This window comes from Pseudovibrio sp. Ad37, assembly GCF_001623075.1.
Classification (GTDB): domain Bacteria; phylum Pseudomonadota; class Alphaproteobacteria; order Rhizobiales; family Stappiaceae; genus Pseudovibrio.
Genome location: NZ_LMCF01000133.1, coordinates 12,417 through 29,463, shown reverse-complemented (window position 1 = coordinate 29,463; position 17,047 = coordinate 12,417). Strand labels below are relative to the sequence as shown.

Sequence of the window (17,047 nt, the reverse complement as noted above, 5' to 3'; positions counted from 1 at the left end):
CCTTGGTTGGCACAAAGCCAGCAGACGAACCTGCTAGATGAGAGCTGTTCGCCTGCTGGATTTGTGCCAACCAAGGTGGGTCAATTTTAAATGATGATGCCGGATCAATTTTGAACGCTCATTGACAATCAAAGACCTCCACCTGTGATGGAGGCTTTTCTTGTTTAGAGCTGAAGGGAGCCTTGCCGCTTCCTTCAGCAGGTTTGCGTTAAGAAATAACCTTTAAAAGTTATAACGTAAACCAACTTGAACGAGGTGTGCCGATAGATGGGTTTTATCGTCGTAGTTATTTACTGGCTGATCCTGGATTGTGAAATCTGCAGAGCGCAAATAGTCGTAGCTTGCGATCATATCTATATTTTCATTTACGCTATAAGAGACGCCGGTTCCCACTTTCAGCAATGCGACCAGGTTCTCTTTGGTTTTGAAACCTAAAGACTTGCCTTCTTCTGTGGTGATGTTTCCAACTTGCGGGGTCAAAACACCACCACCTATACCGGCGAACGCAGAAATTTTGTCGGTGAAATGATAATCGCCATAAACTGACAAAACTCCGTAGGTGCCGGAGACACTCCCGCTCGAACGTTTGTAATCGATAAAATCGCTTGTATCATTCTTTAAGTAGCCGATGTCCGCTTGAAGGCGTAAAAACTCGTTGAAACGATAACCGGCATTTGCTGAGAAGCTGTAGCCATTATCGAAATCAATGGTATATTTTCCGAACTCTGGATGTTTTGTTTTAGCATCGGGAGCAATTGCTAGACCACCGGAAAGCCCTAAGTAGACATTATTGAGTAACTCTTCAGCTTGTGCAGGAAGCGCTACTGCAGAAGTGAGTAGCGTGGCGCAGAGCAGTTTTTTGTATTGTTTCATTTTGACCCGACTTAATTTAGTTATTTTTTGAAGCTTCTTTTAAAGAAAGCCAACATGCGAACGAGTATCGGGAAATATGTTTTGTAGGTGTATCGTTTGACACACTCAGTCTGAGCGTTGACTTGAACGTCTGCCGTTTTCGGGCAGCTTGCCCCAACTCCGCATGAACGGGCGGTACCTATACTTAACTCAGTTGAGTACAGGTGTCTGACAACAGTGTGTTGAAGCCGATCCCCTCTCCCCTGCCCACCAACCCCATGCCTTTATGGGGTTATTCCATTTCCTCTCATTGACACCCGCTGCAAGACGGCGCATCCTCATGGTGAGGCGTCGAAACCTCTCACAGAGCGGTCACCGCTGCCGTTTATTGGCGGTCTTTTTGTGTCTGGAGTTAGGTCTTCAAACGCAAACTCTCGCTTATGGGCGGGAGGGCGGTGAATACAATACCCTTCGCGGGGGAATAAACCCGCCTGTCTCTGTCAGGTTTCGAACCTCCCGCTCGCCAGTGGGTTGTCGAAAGCTTTCTGTCGAGTGGTTTGTTCAACAAGCCAACAGAGAAGGCTTAATGATGACCAAAACTGAAGATGAGAAAAGTGCCCATATGTCCCTTCGCAATGAAGTGGACCAGCTCAACCTTTCATCCAGCCACCTCAAAAATCTGGTGTATTCAATGAGTGTGGTGATGAGTGAGCGCATGGAGCACACGCAGGAATATGAAGCGTTGCTGACGCTGTTTGATACTGTGCGCAGCCACATAGAAGATGTGCAGGGATGTAGCGAGAAGATATCGGAATTGCTCGAACCTTGCGCGCTGGACCTCACCAAAACCTAACAAGCATAGAGCGTGTTCCGTTTGATTGAGTTCAATCAAACGACAAGAATTCGCTCAAAATAAAGAAGCTAGAGCATGAGGCGTGAATGCAAATGAACGCGGGTATGCTCTAGAGAGCGAGCAGAGGTAGTCCCTCTGCTGAACTTGCCTGAGAGGCAATGCGCTTCTCAGGCTTTTATCTAAGGTTTGCTTAGAACTGCACCGGCACAGTCTCGCCAGTAGAAATCTTACACTCGCCAACGCCGCCATCTGAGAATCCAGAGCTTGGGTTGCTCAAAGTGATCTGGCACTGCATGGAGCGAGCAGCGCTGAACAGCACGCCTTTGGCTCTTGAATTGTACGTGGTGGAAGAGCTGGAAGAGAAGAAATCATCGTCGTCATCGTCATAAAAGAACCCGTCTTCGACGCTCTCGGTCTGCTTTTTCTCAGTCACCAGCTTGCCGGTGAAAAACTCGCCGCTGGAAAGAGTAGCCACAGCAGAAGCAGCGCCATCATCGAGGAATTCTTCCGTCACCTGAAAAGTCACGCTCTGGGAGTTCTTGCCGTCTTTGCTGACAACACGTCCCTGCCCAGTTGTTGTGGACTGACAACCCGCCAGAACTGCAACAGCAGCGACGCACACACCGATCTTTAAAATAGTCTTCATTGTAGTTCACCAATCCCGAATAGCTAAATGTCGGTTTTGGCTGTCTGGAAGTCGGTTCATACAACGCAGTCACCACAGCCAAAAGCCCCTGATCTGGCTGTAGGTCAGGGGCAACTTGGTCGGCAATCACAAAAAGCACAGTGTGAGAAAAATTTCGCTCTCTAAAACTCGACTGAGAACGACCCGCCAGTGGAGAGCTTGCACTGCCCAACACCACCATCAGAGAACCCACCAGCCGGATTGGAAAGCGTCACAACACAGCGCATGCTCCGTTTTGCGCTGAACAAAACACCGCGGGCATAAGGGCTGTACGTGGTTGAAAAGGTGGAGACGAAGAACGGCCCGTCATCAAACCCGTCAAAATCATCGAAGTCGTCGAAATTATCAAACCCGTCATCGAAGTCGCTTTCTCCGATGTTGGTGGTTTGGCTCTTCGCGGTCACGAGCTTGCCGGTGAACACCTCTCCATCAGGCAGTGTCGCTGTCGTTGCTGCGCCACCACTGCCAAAGAAGTTTTCCGTCACCTCAAAGTCAACGGCCTTGCCACCCAAACGACCTTGTCCGGGTGTTGTTGTCTGGCAACCAATCAGACCAGCAATGGCAACCACGCACAAACCTGTCGTGAAAAAGCGTCTCATTCTGCGTTCCAATCCCGAATTAAAATGCAAACATGTCGGGGCAGAATTGCAGAGAAATATTGCCAAACGTATTCAAACATCGCTTGCAACAAGCGCTGAAGCATCGGCAAAAATGCACTCCAAAAGCCTATTTTTTCTTGCCTTGACGCATTGCACCTCGTCGCTTGAAAATGCCTTTGCGTTTTTTGGTGGTGTGCTGTTTCAACATCCGTTCCATGTTGGCGATGAGGCTGTTGAGGAAGCCAAACTGCACCTCTGCTTCCATAACCTTGCCTTTGCTCAGGAAGCTCTCAATTTTGTAGGCCCCTTCGCTGGCTGTTTCGTTGTTGTCCAAGAATATGGCCAGATCGTCATCATTCTGAATGACGCTGCGTTGACCGTGGAGTTTGTTGATGGTCTCAACCAGCTCCTCAACTTTGATCTGATACCCCTCAATCTTGGCGGCGGTGCGCTGTCCACGTTCAAAAGCGATGCGCACACTGTCCATCGTAATCTCGGCATTCTCCAGTGCATCTTGAGCAGCGTTTGAACCAAGTTGGGTTACGGCTTGTTTGAGGTAAGCTTCTGCAGTCTTAAACATGCTCTCAAAATTGGAGAGTTCCTCGGCATTTTTGAAGATATCCTTGCGCTTACCGTAAGATTTGAGTTCACGCTGTATCTGCTCAATGCCAATCGCAACGGCTTCATCTTGATCGAGGTTCTGCGCTTCACTTTCTTCTTCTGTAACTGGCAGGGTTGCGGCCTGTAACATCTCTTCAAGGACCGCCACGCATTCGTCAAACTGGGCAAACTGCTTCTCCGCTTCCTTCCCTTCATCTACTTTCAGATGATCCAGCATGATCTGGGTGCAAACCAATGCCATCGCATGAAACTTTGCATAACGCTCAAGAAGAGCCTCATTCCCGTCAAAGCGATCCTGCGCTGCAAATAGCCGCGAAAGCTTCGACTGCCTGTCAGAAACGTCTATGATTAGGTCTGAACGGAGGTTATCCTTCGTGTCGCAAAGTGTATCATAGGCTTCCTCAAAAGCTCTCCGGTCATCCTCAATCTTGTCCATCATAGTTTTGGCAAAGCCGGCGAGTTGATCTTTGATCGCCTTGCGGAGATTGCTCAGCGTTTCCTGAGCTGTTTTGTAAGAGGCATCAAATGAAGTCAGGTCGATGTCCCAGGCATCAAACTCAGCGCGTTTTTGATGAGTTCCGGCAATAATGTTCTCGTAGTACGCCGCACCTTCAGACAAACCATTCAACAATGAACTCAGGATTTGGCGGCTGTTGTCCTGTATCTTCTGTAGGATGACCAGATCTTGTTTTGCCGTAGAAAGAGATGCACGCGCGCTTTCCAAGTCATCTCCGGCAAGCGCTGTGCTACCTTCTTCATGATGTTGCATCGCGCCAGCGTAGGCTGCCTCCAGATCAGCCACGTACTCATCAACACAAAGCGGCCGTGCCTGACTGAAGATCGTATTGATAGCTGCGCGGACCTGATATAACTGCTGCGCCAGTTCAGCCTGCTCCGCACTACGTGGATCAACAGGTTCTTCATCTGTTGCTTGTTGTTGCGCTGGGTTCGGTGCGGGTTCAGCTTTTCTTTTCTTTTTCTTCCGTGGTGTCTGCGTAACGCAGCGTTCCAGATTTGCCAGAGCGACCTTGAGATTGCTCAAAATGGCCCGTGCATCCCTCACTTTACCTTCTGCAATCAGCCCTTCCACCTGAAAGGCGAAATCATTGGCAATGCTGTTGTAGCTCAGGAAGTCGTTTTTATGGTCAGGATCTTGCAGAGCGATCCCTTGCTCATACACAGCATTGATCCGGTCTTTCGCAGCTTCGGCATCTGCAAGATAACCCTCAACTTTTGCAGCAGTATTCGCGCCGCGCTCATAGGCAATTTCCATGGAATCGAGCGTAATACGAGCATTGTCGAGCGCTTCTTCTGAGGCCTCAAACCTCTTCCGTTCCATAAGGACCGATGCTTGCTCGGCGAAGCCTGCAGCCTTGTCATGCAGGTTGGTGTAGATCAACCGCTCTTCATTGTCTCTGAAGACACTGCCCATACTGTCGTAATCTTCAAGTTCCACATTGATACGTGCAATTGCCTTTTGCAGCATCTCCCGGGCTTCAGCTTCAGTCGCAGCAGTGTTGACCTGCGGCATCCACTGCAAGCCACGGGTTTCTTTCTCCAGTTTTTTCAAACCATTGCGCGAGTTTCCAATCGCCTGATCAGCTTCTTCAACCCGCTGGCCTTCCCTGCATGCCTCTGCATATTCAATGAGTGCACTCACCTCACCGCAAAGAGCATCAAACCGAGTCAATTGCTTTTTGCCAAACTTCTCGTCGGCTTGCGCATATCTCTCAAAGTCTTTGCGCGTGTCTGCAAGCGGCTCAAGTGCGCGGCGAAGATCTGCAATCTGCTCCGCCTGAATCTGAAGCATTGCTTCCGCTTCAGTTATGTAGTCCTGCATGTCCGCTGCACTATCGCGAATGTCCCTGATGCTTTCTTGGGCGCTATACGCATTCTTGGCCAGCAGGGCTGTCTGTGCACTCAAAATGTCTGTACGAGCTGATTGATATGCCGCTTCAAAAGAGGGAAAGTTGACACCGTGGTTCTTCACGAGATCCCGTTGATCATTAAGCCCCTCAACAGAACTTTCGAGAGCAGTGACATCACCGGTAAGCCGTTTGATCTCCTCCTCATCAAAACCCTCTGGTGGTGATATCTCAAGCTCAGAAGTTCCAACAACCGCCTGCAACAACACCTGCTGCGCTTGCGCGATGAGCTTCTCTGTTTCCTGCAATGCCTTCTCACAGTCCTTACCGCGATTGCTAAGGACAGCGTCATTTGCTTTCTTTGCCGCATCAGCTGCTTCGCCACAGGCTTTATCGAAAGCACTTTGCTGGTCTGGGGTGTTATCTAATGTCTCGCGCTGACCAGCCAAATCCTGAATTTCTCGCTGAGCGATCGACACCTTGAGTAAGAGTGTTGTGCCAGCTGCATCCGCATAACGCTTAGCGCTGTCCATTGCCTCCCTGAGAACCGCATATCTCTCTTTTGCAACCAATAGAGTTCTGTCGACCTCTGACACCACATAACCAGAGATCGCTCTGTTCATCTCCGTGAAGTTGTCTTGCACAGCGTCGTAAGCCTTGTCGACCGCAGACAAATCCACATTCCAAAGCAAGATTGGTTCACGTTCTTTGTAGACATCCTCAACGCGTTTTTGTTGTAATGCCGCGGTTTTCTTAAGCTCGACCAGCTCCTCAACCGCATTACCGCGCCCTTTTTGATAAGCAGCTTGCATTGTTTTCAGATATTGATCTGCTTTGTCTACATGAGCTTTGATCCCACCAAGATCCGTGAAACCATTCTCATCTTCTTTTCTAACCAAATTTTGAGTCCGCTCAATCTGCTCTTCTCCCAGCTCCTTAGCTGCTTCAAAGAGATCCTGGCTCTCATCGTCTTCGGTGAAAACAGGTTTCCGTTTTCCGGCAACCCTGATGGACTTGGCAATATTTCTCATGCGCTTGTAGAGAGTGCCGAGCTCCGCATCATGAGCTTTTTTGCGTGCAGTCAGCTCATCATCTGGTTCCGTTTCGGTCTGCGGAGTGACGTCCTCGTTGCTTTCAGTTGTTGCATCAAGGGAAACATCGTCGAGCGGGACATCCTCAAACTCATCTTCCTCAGTGGGATCTCCTTCCACCAAGGGGAATTTCCATTGCAAATGCCTGAAGACCTTTTGAGCCCACTGGTGTTGTTCTGGTGAGAGTTTGTTGTCTGGCATAGGAAACTCCACAACGAGATGATTTTGTTGGCTCTAACTTAGTCGCTGTTGCTTCCTGATTTGACGCTTATTCGGGAGCATCCTGAGAGATTTGAGTGATCTGGTGAAGATAGAATTGTGCGGGATTACAGTTTTTGAAATAAATGGGAGAGTTACTTGCCTTCACCGAGTATCTCACCTAGTAAAGCCTCGTAATTTGCAAGCAGGGCTGCCACATGTCTGAGAAACAACCCATTATCGTTATTGACCGTGAAACCGGCAGAGAGTTTGAAGAAACGGTTCTGGGGGAGAAGTGGATCCGTTGGGCCTATCAGGATTCCAGCTCAAGCCTGATCGAAAAGCTGCTGTTCCGCTCCGCTGCGCTCAGCAAGGCCATGGGCTGGTATTACGACAGCCCGCTTTCCAAAGGCAAAATCCAGAGCGCGATTGATGAGTTAAACATCGACACAGCAGAGTTTGCAGACCCGCAGGAGAGCTTTGCGTCTTTCAACGAGTTCTTCATCCGTCACCTGAAAGAAGGCACACGCCCGTTCGATACTGGCGCAGACACCATCGTCAGCCCGGCGGACGGTCGTGTATTGGTCTTCCCTAAGTTGGATGAAGACACCTTCACCCCAGTGAAAGGCCATCCATTCTCCATCCGCAAAATGCTGCCAGATATCGCAGATCGCTTTATCGGTGGTTCACTGGCAATCGTGCGCCTGTGCCCGGCAGATTATCACCGCTATCACTTCCCTTGTGCGGGCGAAATTGTTGATGCAAGAGACTTTCAAGGTGCCTACCACTCTGTAAACCCGATTGCTCTGGGCGCTGGTCCAGATGTGTTTGGCGAAAACAAACGCAGCTACACACTGCTCAAGACCGAAAATGCGGGCACCATGTGCTACGTGGAAGTCGGTGCGTTTGGTGTCGGTAGCATTGTAAATACAAAGACTTCTGGCCACATCGCTAAGATGGATGAAAAAGGCTTCTTCAAGTTTGGTGGCTCAACAGTTGTTGCCGTGTTTGAGCCGGGTGCGGTAAACTTCAGCGAAGATCTTGTCGCCAACAGTGCTGCAGGTAAAGAAACTCTGGTTAAAGCCGGTCAGCCCTTCGCAACGGTTGCCTGAGAAAATCTCCAGATCGCCTAGCATAAGTTGTATTTATCCAGCGTGGCTCTTCGTCCAGACTGTCGGCTTCGCTAACAGACTGGACGGGACTATGCCATCTTCACTTATCACTCAGGACCATATCGATACCTATCAGCGCGAAGGTGTCGTACTGATCAAGGGCCTCTTTAAGGATCATGTAGATCTGATCAGGGCTGGTATTGAGCGGAACATGGCAGAGCCGGGAGAATATGCAGCAGAAAACCTGAAGGAAGGCGAGGGCGGTCGCTTCTTTGATGACTACTGCAACTGGCAGCGCATTCCTGAGTTTGTCGAGGTGGTGAACAACTCACCAGCGGCAGAAGCAGCAGCAGACCTGATGCAATCCCAAACCGTTCAGATGTTCCACGACCACGTACTCGTCAAAGAACCGGGAACCTCCAAAGCAACGCCATGGCATCAGGATGGACCCTACTACTTTGTTGAGGGACAGCAGACCGTCAGCTTCTGGTCACCAATGGACGCGGTAACCGGCGCCACCTTGCGCAGTGTTGCTGGCTCTCATCTTTGGGAAAAGTCCGTGCTGCCAATTCGCTGGCTGTCCGAGCAGAACTTTTATCGCGACAGCGACGAGTACATGCCAATCCCGGACCCGGATGCAGAAGGCATGCCGATCCGCGAATGGGAGATGGAACCGGGTGATGCAGTCGCGTTCAACTATTACACCCTGCACGGCGCACGCGGTAATACCACAGAACAGCGCCGCCGCGCATTCTCGCTGCGTCTGCTGGGCGATGATGCCCGCTATATCGAACGCCCGGGCCGCACATCCCCGCCATTCCCGGGTCATGATATGAAGCCTGGGCAAATCCTGCGAGAAGATTGGTTCCCAATCATCTATAAGCGCTAACGATAGTAGAGAAGGAGTGCAGTCAGGAAACTGCACTCCCCAAGCTTTAGCTCCTACCAGCATTCAGAGCTTCAGGCTTGAACTCCAGCACCCAACACGTTTTCAGATGACCTTTCCTGAAGACGTTTTTGGTTTCACTGTGATACTGAACTTCCCGCAGCTCCAGAAAATCTGGCAGGGACTCTTGAGCCTGAGCGTCCTTGGCAAGCAGCTCACCCCATTCCCGTGCCAACTTACTTGGCTTATCAACAATCTCCGCACCCAAGCTGGCTTCACCGGTTGGTTTCAGGATGAGTTGAGCTCGCATTTCTGGCTCTAACAACGCCCGCAAGGTGCCTGTCACTCCCGGAAATTCATCATGTGCCTGAGGAGCTGTTGCCCCAGCTTCCTGCGTTTCCGGGTCTTCAACCGTAACGGTTGTGTGAGCTGGTTCAGGAGCAGTCTTCTGCTTCACAGAAATCAGATACTCGCTCTTCTTACCTCCCTCAGGTCGTGTGACAGAAACATCAAACAACGCGACCCATGGCTGCTCAGAGATCCATTTCTGGATCTTCTTCAGGCTTCCGCCAGATTTTTCAATCCGCGCATGAACGTCATCGCGAACATGCTCCATCAGCTTGTCCAGCGCAAAGTGGGCCTTGCCAAAACTCATCAGCAGGCCATTACCTTTTGTGCTCAAGAAGGTGTTCAGACGCTCTCTCATAGAAGAAAGCTCGCTGGACTGCTTGGTTTGACTGTCTTTCAATTCATTCAGATTGACAGTCAGCGATGCCAGGTTTTTGGCAGCAGCTTGCGGCAGCGCTCTCATCTTGCCGATCTCTGACATGGTATGAGAGGTCGGCTTGTACTCCACCACCCAGGCAGGCTCAAGCATATCGTTCTCAATCAGAAAGCCTTCAATCTTGTGATAGCGAACCTGCTTTAGGATGAAGTAGTCTGGCAACATGGCCGAGATGTTATCACCTCGTTGCTTAGCCGCTACGAGCGTGCTGCCCCAAGCCATCGCCAGATCACTTGGCTTTTTGACAATCGGCAGATCATCTACGCCATCCTCACCAGTCGGCACCAGTTTCAGGGCCTCCATCATCTCCTTGGAGCGCAGACCATTCAGAACCAGCTGAGGTTTATCGCGCAACTCACTCTTCGTCAGTCTCTGCTGCGGAACCACATCACTGTTGTCGAAGAATGTACTGTTGCCTACTGTTCTCGGAGCAGGGTCGTGACGCAGCTCTGTGTTGATGTCGTAATATCCGCCATCTTTCTGAATGGAAACGGAGATCAGCGCCGCCCACGGCTGCTTAGCGATCCATGCCTCAGTTTTCTTGACGCTGTGATGGTCCGCCAGATGCTGCTCTGTCAATTGTGATGCCACCTCACGCAGGCTGGCCAACGCGTACTGCGCCCGGCCATTCTCATGAGAGAGGCTCTTTGTGCTGGAAAGGATCGCATCACCAAAGCTCATGGCTGCCAGCAAATCATTGCTGGCATTCAGCGCTTCACTCAGTTGCTTGGAAGTCGCCATCCGATAAGCAACAATATCTTTCTCGATATCATTCAGATAATGCACATCCTGCTCGATCACAGCGTTTGCTCTGGCAGTATCGACTGCTTCACTCAAACCCTTGCTAAAAGCATTTTGGCGTAAGAGCGCGTTGACGTTGCCAACAACTTCTTTGTTCAGGGCTTTCAGGTTCTGGCTTAGGAACACCAGCAGCTCTTTGTGATTACTGGACAAATCCTCTGGTGCAGCCAGTGCCGCGACCTTCAGGAAGGCAAGAAAGCGAGGATCATGAGCGGTATCTTCAAAGACTTGTTTAGCCAACGCACGTGCATCATTGTCCAGCCCGGTTCTGAACTGCATACGCAGATATGTGTCAGCCTTGTCTTGAGCCATACCCAAAAGACCTGTGATCAGTCGTTGCTTTTTTGCTGCTTCCGGTCCTTCATGTGCAGTGCCTGTCGGGTCATTGATAAAGGCCGTTTTCTTTTCTTGATACGCTTGGAATTTCTGCTCAAGTTCGGGGCTCACCGCCAAATCTAACTCATGCATAGCCAGCATTGCTGGATGTGGTTTTAACTCCAATGGTTCGCTGCGTGGCTGAGGTGTAGATGGTTGCTCAACAGTCTCCAACTTAGGGTGTCCAACAGCTTGTGACGTGCCGTTGACAGCAGCCGTCTGGCTTCCCTCAGGCTTGGGAGTGTCAACAATAACGTAGTCGCTCAGATCAGGATCTGAGCCCAAATGATCAAGTGTGTTCGCATGCGCAGCGAGCGGAGGCACTGCTTTAGTCGGAACCGTCTTTGTACTTTGCTGCGAGGATGCCGCGGTATTGCTCGCGCCATGCCCCATCAACTTTTCTGAAGGCAACCGGTAGCCCTCATAGCGAAGCTTTTTCACAGCGCGTGACATGCCATCCGTTGAGTTAGAAGGTTCGCCCTCCGGTTTATGATGCTTGTGGTAAGCGAGTGAGCGCAGTTGGGGGGCCTTCGCCCCGGCTTTTGCTGGGCGGCTGTGCTGTGTAGACTTTCCGTTCAGCTCATCCAGCTGGTCCAGCAAGCGATGCACATTCTTTGGCTCGGTATGGCCCAGCTTATGTCCTTTATGGGAACTGGTTGTTTTTTTTGGTGTGGCCCCTTGTTGGTCTGGATTGACCTGAGGCTGCGAAATTTTTGAATGAATTGGAGAACGACCCATGGGACACCTCATAAATTCCCGGTGTTGGCCTCCATTGTTCAGGAGTGCCGGAACACCAACGTGAAAACAGTAAATTCCATTGATTCGTCAGAGTGATCAGGAACCAATGATCACCATGTCTGAGCCGTACTTGGGCAACGGCACATGGATTACATCGTCTGCGCTCTCTTCAGCAGAAGGCTGCGCGCGCTCCAGTCGTGCGTTTGCATCAAGCAGCAGATCAAACGCCTTGCGCATAAGCTCAACGCCACCACCCGTAGAAACCTCGGTCCAGTGAGAAACGCGCTGTCCGGTGATCGACGCGATGATATGTGGTTGAGTGAATGCGTTGCCGTTGCTTTTTAAAAGCATGAGGGCCTGGTCAGCAGAAAGGTCAACTTTGCGCAGACCACTCGTCAGTGCCATCATGATAAAATCCTCATGATGTTGGCACAAAATCAGATGACTACGCTCATCGACGCAGAAGAAATAGGCACCATTACACGGTTCTGGCAGGTCCAGATCAAAACTGGACGAAAACGCCCGAACCAACTCATCAAATGCAGTCGTCTCAGCCATGGCATACTCCTCACCATGAGTGGAAGAGATCTTGGAATGAAGATCTCAATGCAGTTGAGATTGGCACTTCTACAGAGGAGCTACTGTGCTGATCGGAACAGTTACTTTCAGAAAAAGTAGAAAACAGAGTCGGTTTGAGAGATAAGGCAAAATATAGGTTGAATTACTTATTTTTATCTATCGCTCTCATCGGAACGGTGTATGCTGGCTAAGTTAAGTTCCTACCTTTTCTCCGGCAATCCATACTTCGATGATTTCGTTTAAGCATATGTATTTGCGGGCATTACCGCTCTTCCTCACCGGCAGCGCTGCCTTGTTCACCAACTGGACAGACACTTACGTCTCCAGCTATTTCGGTGCACCCGCTGTTGCCGCGGTCGGCATCTGCGGCATGATGTTTTATGTCCTGTTTTCATTCTCCAACGGCTTTTCCATCGCAATCCAATCCTTCACTGCTGGATTTCTGACCAGTCGAGAAAACAACGAAGTGTTGGATGCGTTTGTGATCTGTCTGATCTTGGGCGTAAGCTTTGGCTTCTTGCTAACAGCAGCTTCAATCTATTTTCTCGAAGACATACTTGTTTTTATGAATCCGAACGCTGAGGTTAGAGAAGCCTCAAGGCGATACCTGGAATTCCTCCTCTATGCGACGCCGTTTTATTATATGTGCGGAGCCTCCCGCGGTCTCCTTATTGCTGTCGGCAAAGCGTGGACCGTCTCCTACATCGGCATTGGAACGCAGATCGTGAATGCCGTTGCAACTGTCATGCTGGCATTCGGTTGGGCTGGAGCTCCTAAACTGGGAATTTCAGGAGTTGGGTTCGGTACGTTTATCGCATTTGCGCTTGCAGCGGTCTTCTATGTGTCAGCAGCACTACAAGCGATCTCGCAGCAAAAACTGAGGCTTGGAGTCTTGTCTGTGCCTTTGATCATCGAGATTTTGAGGAAGGCAATCCTGTCAGCCTCTCAAAGCACAATCTACGCTCTTGGGATCTTTTCAAGCTACTGGATTGTCGGGCATCTCAGTGTTTTAGCTTTGGCCGTCTATCAGGTTATCACTCAGGCAACACTCATCCCGATTTATGTGGCAAATGCTTTGGGAAGCGTCGCGATCAGTCAGGTAGGTCAGGCAGTTGGGGCAAAAGACCTGTCGGGAGCCCAACAGGTTGGTCTGAAGATGATCTCAGGTGCTGCATATCCCATTGTGATCTACGCTCTGCTCGTCATGGTGCTCTCTGAGGATGTCCTGACCCTTTTGCTGGGAGAAGCATTGGATGAACCGCAACTCATTATGGTGTTCACTCTCTCCTGCTTAATCTTGCCAATCAACATTGCGGGAGCAGTGATGAACTATGTTCTGCAAGGTGCCCAACTGTTCGGGCGAGCCTGGACAGTCTCAGCAATCACGCAATGGCTTATATTCTTGCCACTGGCTTATGTATTCGGCGTCTCAATGAGTTCCGGATTGGCAGGTGTAATCTTCGCGGACTTTATTTATCGCGTTGGCTTGTTCCTGACGCAATACAGTTTCTGGAAAGGCTATTCCGAACTTGCATTGGCAAGAGCTTCAGCAAAAACGGGATAAACCGCAGGCCTCTTTCAGACACCTGCGGTTTATTGGCTGGGCAAGCAGTGGAGGGCTTTGCCTCAAGCTGTTGCCATCTCAGTCTCTGGTTTGTGCAAGCTCACAACAATCGCAACCGCCAAGCCGTTTGCGAAGTAGTAAGCGGCGTCCAGGCCGGTAAAGCCGAAGAGGAAAGGAGCCAACAGGAAGAGCGCACCAACTGCTCCATCAACGGCCAGATGTAAACTGTAAGGCAGCACACGGAGCACACCGAACTGATGATCTGTCAGAAGCGTCAAGATCAACGCTGCTGCGCCTGTGCCAACCGATAGCCAGAGTGCCAATGGGTTGGCTGCTCCAAGACCAAGAATGAAGGGCAAACCGATCAACGCAAAGGCAACGGGATAATCCAGATAAGCATGGATGCTTTTTGTAACGAAACGGAGGGACATGACAGGGTTCCTTTTTGACTGTGTCGGTCTTTCGTTTTAGGCACAGTCAGATTAGGAGAAGCCCCCGTTTTGCTCAATTTCAGGACGTTCAAAGAAATATGCAGATCGTTCAGAATGGATATCAATATGGAACAATTAAGCTGATTTTATTCAATGAGATGTGCGATACGCTGCTGGTGTTAAACCCACTTCCTTTTTGAAAACCCGCGTAAATGCAGATTCAGAAGCATACCCGGCAAGCGCTGCCACTTCAGACACGCTCATCTGATCATCAACCAAGCCCTGCTGAGCAATCTGCATGCGCCAACTGGTCAGGTATTGCATGGGCGTAAGGCCCATCTTGCTGGAAAACTGCGTCGCAAATCCTGTTCGCGAAAGACCTGCCTCCCGCGCTAGACCCTCTACACTCCACTCGCGCGCAGGCGCCTTATGAAAGGCTGCCAGCGCTCTACTCAACTGCGGATCAGCAAACCCGGCAAGCCCGAGGTGCTTTTCACCTTCCTGCTCAATGAAACTGCGCAGTGCCTGAGCAAACAAAACCTCAGTCATTTTTAGTGCGATCAGATCACCGCCAAGGCGCGTGCCATGTGTTTCATCTCCGATCAGCCGCAGTGTGGCCTCCATCCAACGCCCTGCGGCTTCTCCGTAGTTTGATATATGGATGTAATCAGGCAGCTGATCAAAGATGAGATGGCGAGCATTGCGAGCAAGCGAGATGTGACCACAAATTAATTGCGTCTCACGTTCATCCTGCTCTCCGCCGTAAACCAACACACCTTCACCGTTGTAACCGGAAAGCTCCAGAACACGATCCAGCGGCAGGATGACTTCCTCTTCAGAGCGCCCGCAATAGATGTCATGCGCGGCACCATGAGGAACGATCAATAAGTCACCTTGGGCGAGCAACACCTTCTTGCCGGTCTCCTTCACCCGCACCATGCAATCCCCTCGGTGGGCAAAGTGAAAGCGGGCTACATTTTCAAAGGAAGGCACGGCAACGCCCCACGGCACCGTAAAAGAGGTGCGGAAGTAAAGCGTGCCTTTGACGGAAAGGCGGGTGAGGATATCACTGAGTGTATCAAGCATCATCCAATTATGGATGAGAGGTGCTTAAACGTCTACTGCCCTGAACGATCTGATCGATATTGCGAATGATCTACATTATCTGAAATCGTATTGGCGTGTTGTAAGTTTATCCAGTTTCACAAAAGTCAGCGGTACTCGTCTTAGCTTGCGAAGCAAAATGCTTCTCTCTGTTAAGCAGAATGAAGAATAAAAAAATGAAACTAAGACAATATTGCTACATTACAGCGCTGATTATTGTAACTGGGCTGACAGCAATGCCAACAACACCTGCGTATGCTGCATCCGATCACGTACTTGAATTCCGATTTGGTGGCAGGGGGCGTAACCCAGTTGTAGACACTATGCGCAACTATATCTTGGGATGTCTGCCCAACCGAACACGGATTGAAGGTGAGAACCCTGTAGCGGCAGCAGGTCCATGGACTGTTAGAGTTCCTGCGATTCAAGGTCGTGAATATTCGAGTGCAGATGTTGAACGTACCCTTATGAGTCAGGGATGTGCTCGCGTTCGTCCAATAAAAGTTGAGGGCGTCAGAGCCTGGGGTCCTTAATTTGTTGCCCGAGGCTCGCAGAGACTTAAAGAGCTTCGGGCACTATCTTATCAAGATCGCACGAAAATCGTTCACGTTTGTCAAAGTAGGGCCGGTGATGACGCTGTCGCCAATTGCCTCAAAGAACCCATGCCCGTCATTGTCAGCAAGTGACAGCCGCGGATTGATCTTCTTGTCCCAGGCTCTTTGTAGGGTAGAGGGATCACAGTAAGCCCCTGCAATCTCCTCAATCCCGTCAACACCATCTGTATCTCCAGCAAGCGCGTAGACACCTTGCTGGCCGTCTAAAGCAACCGCCAGTGAGAGCAATAACTCCACATTCCGCCCTCCACGACCATTGCCCTTGAGCGTGACTGTCGTCTCACCACCAGAAAGCAACACACAAGGGGCTTTGAACGGCTGTCCATGCGAGGCAACCTGCTTGGCAATCCCGGCCATCACAATACCTACATCCGTAGCCTCACCCTCAACGCTGTCACCCAGTATATAAGCTGGAACACCTTGTTTCTCGGCAACAGATGCTGCGGCTTCCAGCGCCAACTGCGGTGTAGCGATCATATGCGTCTCAACAGATCCGAGGTGCAGGTCGCTTTTATCCGGTGTTTCACCAACGCCACTTTCAAGAACCTCCAATGCTCTTAGAGGCAACCCAATCTTATACCGCTCCACAATCGCCAGAGCATCTGCGCACGTGGTTGGATCTGCAACCGTTGGGCCAGACGCAATGTTAATCGGATCATCACCTGGAACGTCGGAGATCAGTAGATTAATCACTTTAGCAGGATGGCACGCAGCAGCCAGACGTCCCCCCTTAATCTGCGAGAGATGCCGCCGCACACAGTTCATTTCGCTGATCGTAGCGCCACACCGCAACAGCTCCTTGTTGATGCACTGCTTGTCTTCCAGCGAAAGCCCCTCAAACGGCAAAGGTAGGAGCGAAGAACCGCCACCGGAAATGAGGCAGAGAACTGTGTCATCAGCATAAAGATCAGAAACAAGCTCCAACATGCGCCTAGCTCCAGCCAATCCTGCTTCGTCAGGCACTGGATGCGCAGCTTCAATAATCTCGATGGACTTGCAAGGAACGTTGTAGCCGTAACGTGTGATTACCAGACCACTGAGGTGGCCTTGCCAGTTATCTTCCACGGCCCGTGCCATGGTTGCGGAGGCTTTCCCCGCACCAATAACGATAAGCCGCCCTTTGGGCGTGTCAGGCAAAAACTTCGGGATGCACTTTTCCGGTTGAGCGGACTCAATGGCCGCATGAAACAGGTCTCTCAGAAAACGCTTAGGATCAACTGCCATTGCTGATCACCCCCGATTGCCACCGAAAAGTTTCGGTTATCTTTTTGAATTTCTTCGTATTTTCTAGCTTT

At 50.5% G+C, this 17,047-nt stretch carries 14 protein-coding genes; 5 read left to right on the top strand and 9 right to left on the bottom strand.

The window, feature by feature from the left end:
- Positions 1-222: 222 nt before the first annotated feature.
- Positions 223-873 (bottom strand): outer membrane protein, encoded by a 651-nt coding sequence (locus tag PsAD37_RS17820; protein WP_063297303.1) that lies wholly within the window; start codon positions 871-873, stop codon positions 223-225.
- A 565-nt stretch (positions 874-1,438) separates the two neighbouring features.
- Between PsAD37_RS17820 and PsAD37_RS17815 the strand changes: the two genes are divergently transcribed.
- Positions 1,439-1,705 (top strand): hypothetical protein, encoded by a 267-nt coding sequence (locus PsAD37_RS17815; RefSeq protein ID WP_208991945.1) that lies wholly within the window; start codon positions 1,439-1,441, stop codon positions 1,703-1,705.
- Positions 1,706-1,895: 190 nt separating this feature from the next.
- On the opposite strand, the gene PsAD37_RS17810 is transcribed toward PsAD37_RS17815, so the two are convergent.
- From PsAD37_RS17810 to PsAD37_RS17800, 3 genes are all read right to left on the bottom strand, one after another.
- Positions 1,896-2,351, bottom strand: coding sequence for a hypothetical protein (locus tag PsAD37_RS17810; RefSeq protein ID WP_063297302.1), 456 nt, complete (start codon positions 2,349-2,351; stop codon positions 1,896-1,898).
- Positions 2,352-2,512: 161 nt separating this feature from the next.
- The gene (locus PsAD37_RS17805; RefSeq protein WP_063297301.1) at positions 2,513-2,989 is read right to left on the bottom strand and encodes a hypothetical protein; all 477 of its coding nucleotides are present in this window, start codon (positions 2,987-2,989) and stop codon (positions 2,513-2,515) included.
- Between the two features lie 127 nt (positions 2,990-3,116).
- Complete coding sequence (locus PsAD37_RS17800) at positions 3,117-6,767, bottom strand: hypothetical protein (protein WP_063297300.1); 3,651 nt, start codon at positions 6,765-6,767, stop codon at positions 3,117-3,119.
- A gap of 215 nt (positions 6,768-6,982) precedes the next feature.
- Here PsAD37_RS17800 and asd point away from each other — a divergent pair, with 215 nt between their 5' ends.
- Together asd and PsAD37_RS17790 are read left to right on the top strand one after the other, a co-directional pair.
- Positions 6,983-7,876 (top strand): archaetidylserine decarboxylase, encoded by an 894-nt coding sequence (asd, locus tag PsAD37_RS17795; RefSeq protein ID WP_063297299.1) that lies wholly within the window; start codon positions 6,983-6,985, stop codon positions 7,874-7,876.
- A gap of 91 nt (positions 7,877-7,967) precedes the next feature.
- The gene (locus PsAD37_RS17790; RefSeq protein ID WP_063297298.1) at positions 7,968-8,765 is read left to right on the top strand and encodes a phytanoyl-CoA dioxygenase family protein; all 798 of its coding nucleotides are present in this window, start codon (positions 7,968-7,970) and stop codon (positions 8,763-8,765) included.
- 46 nt (positions 8,766-8,811) lie between these two features.
- On the opposite strand, the gene PsAD37_RS17785 is transcribed toward PsAD37_RS17790, so the two are convergent.
- Positions 8,812-11,460: a hypothetical protein gene (locus tag PsAD37_RS17785; RefSeq protein WP_063297297.1), complete on the bottom strand. Its 2,649-nt coding sequence runs from the start codon at positions 11,458-11,460 to the stop codon at positions 8,812-8,814.
- 96 nt (positions 11,461-11,556) lie between these two features.
- Positions 11,557-12,018, bottom strand: a complete 462-nt coding sequence (locus PsAD37_RS17780; RefSeq protein WP_063297296.1) for a hypothetical protein — start codon at positions 12,016-12,018, stop codon at positions 11,557-11,559.
- A gap of 250 nt (positions 12,019-12,268) precedes the next feature.
- Here PsAD37_RS17780 and PsAD37_RS17775 point away from each other — a divergent pair, with 250 nt between their 5' ends.
- Positions 12,269-13,603 (top strand): MATE family efflux transporter, encoded by a 1,335-nt coding sequence (locus tag PsAD37_RS17775; protein WP_063297295.1) that lies wholly within the window; start codon positions 12,269-12,271, stop codon positions 13,601-13,603.
- 62 nt (positions 13,604-13,665) lie between these two features.
- Here PsAD37_RS17775 and PsAD37_RS17770 read toward each other — a convergent pair whose 3' ends face one another.
- Both PsAD37_RS17770 and PsAD37_RS17765 read right to left on the bottom strand, forming a co-directional pair.
- Complete coding sequence (locus tag PsAD37_RS17770) at positions 13,666-14,034, bottom strand: hypothetical protein (protein ID WP_063297294.1); 369 nt, start codon at positions 14,032-14,034, stop codon at positions 13,666-13,668.
- Between the two features lie 150 nt (positions 14,035-14,184).
- Complete coding sequence (locus tag PsAD37_RS17765; protein WP_063286657.1) at positions 14,185-15,120, bottom strand: AraC family transcriptional regulator; 936 nt, start codon at positions 15,118-15,120, stop codon at positions 14,185-14,187.
- Between the two features lie 194 nt (positions 15,121-15,314).
- On the opposite strand from PsAD37_RS17765, the gene PsAD37_RS28140 reads away from it, so the two are divergent.
- Positions 15,315-15,671: a hypothetical protein gene (locus tag PsAD37_RS28140; protein ID WP_153039790.1), complete on the top strand. Its 357-nt coding sequence runs from the start codon at positions 15,315-15,317 to the stop codon at positions 15,669-15,671.
- Between the two features lie 42 nt (positions 15,672-15,713).
- Here PsAD37_RS28140 and PsAD37_RS17760 read toward each other — a convergent pair whose 3' ends face one another.
- Positions 15,714-16,976, bottom strand: coding sequence for a glycerate kinase (locus tag PsAD37_RS17760; protein ID WP_063297293.1), 1,263 nt, complete (start codon positions 16,974-16,976; stop codon positions 15,714-15,716).
- Positions 16,977-17,047: the final 71 nt, after the last annotated feature.

Bases quoted from the DNA above. Each gene is read 5' to 3' on its own strand.
- PsAD37_RS17820 (WP_063297303.1), bottom strand. From the start codon at position 873: ATGAAACAATACAAAAAACTGCTCTGCGCCACGCTACTCACTTCTGCA.
- PsAD37_RS17815 (WP_208991945.1), top strand. From the start codon at position 1,439: ATGATGACCAAAACTGAAGATGAGAAAAGTGCCCATATGTCCCTTCGC.
- PsAD37_RS17810 (WP_063297302.1), bottom strand. From the start codon at position 2,351: ATGAAGACTATTTTAAAGATCGGTGTGTGCGTCGCTGCTGTTGCAGTT.
- PsAD37_RS17805 (WP_063297301.1), bottom strand. From the start codon at position 2,989: ATGAGACGCTTTTTCACGACAGGTTTGTGCGTGGTTGCCATTGCTGGT.
- PsAD37_RS17800 (WP_063297300.1), bottom strand. From the start codon at position 6,767: ATGCCAGACAACAAACTCTCACCAGAACAACACCAGTGGGCTCAAAAG.
- asd (WP_063297299.1), top strand. From the start codon at position 6,983: ATGTCTGAGAAACAACCCATTATCGTTATTGACCGTGAAACCGGCAGA.
- PsAD37_RS17790 (WP_063297298.1), top strand. From the start codon at position 7,968: ATGCCATCTTCACTTATCACTCAGGACCATATCGATACCTATCAGCGC.
- PsAD37_RS17785 (WP_063297297.1), bottom strand. From the start codon at position 11,460: ATGGGTCGTTCTCCAATTCATTCAAAAATTTCGCAGCCTCAGGTCAAT.
- PsAD37_RS17780 (WP_063297296.1), bottom strand. From the start codon at position 12,018: ATGGCTGAGACGACTGCATTTGATGAGTTGGTTCGGGCGTTTTCGTCC.
- PsAD37_RS17775 (WP_063297295.1), top strand. From the start codon at position 12,269: ATGATTTCGTTTAAGCATATGTATTTGCGGGCATTACCGCTCTTCCTC.
- PsAD37_RS17770 (WP_063297294.1), bottom strand. From the start codon at position 14,034: ATGTCCCTCCGTTTCGTTACAAAAAGCATCCATGCTTATCTGGATTAT.
- PsAD37_RS17765 (WP_063286657.1), bottom strand. From the start codon at position 15,120: ATGCTTGATACACTCAGTGATATCCTCACCCGCCTTTCCGTCAAAGGC.
- PsAD37_RS28140 (WP_153039790.1), top strand. From the start codon at position 15,315: ATGAAACTAAGACAATATTGCTACATTACAGCGCTGATTATTGTAACT.
- PsAD37_RS17760 (WP_063297293.1), bottom strand. From the start codon at position 16,976: ATGGCAGTTGATCCTAAGCGTTTTCTGAGAGACCTGTTTCATGCGGCC.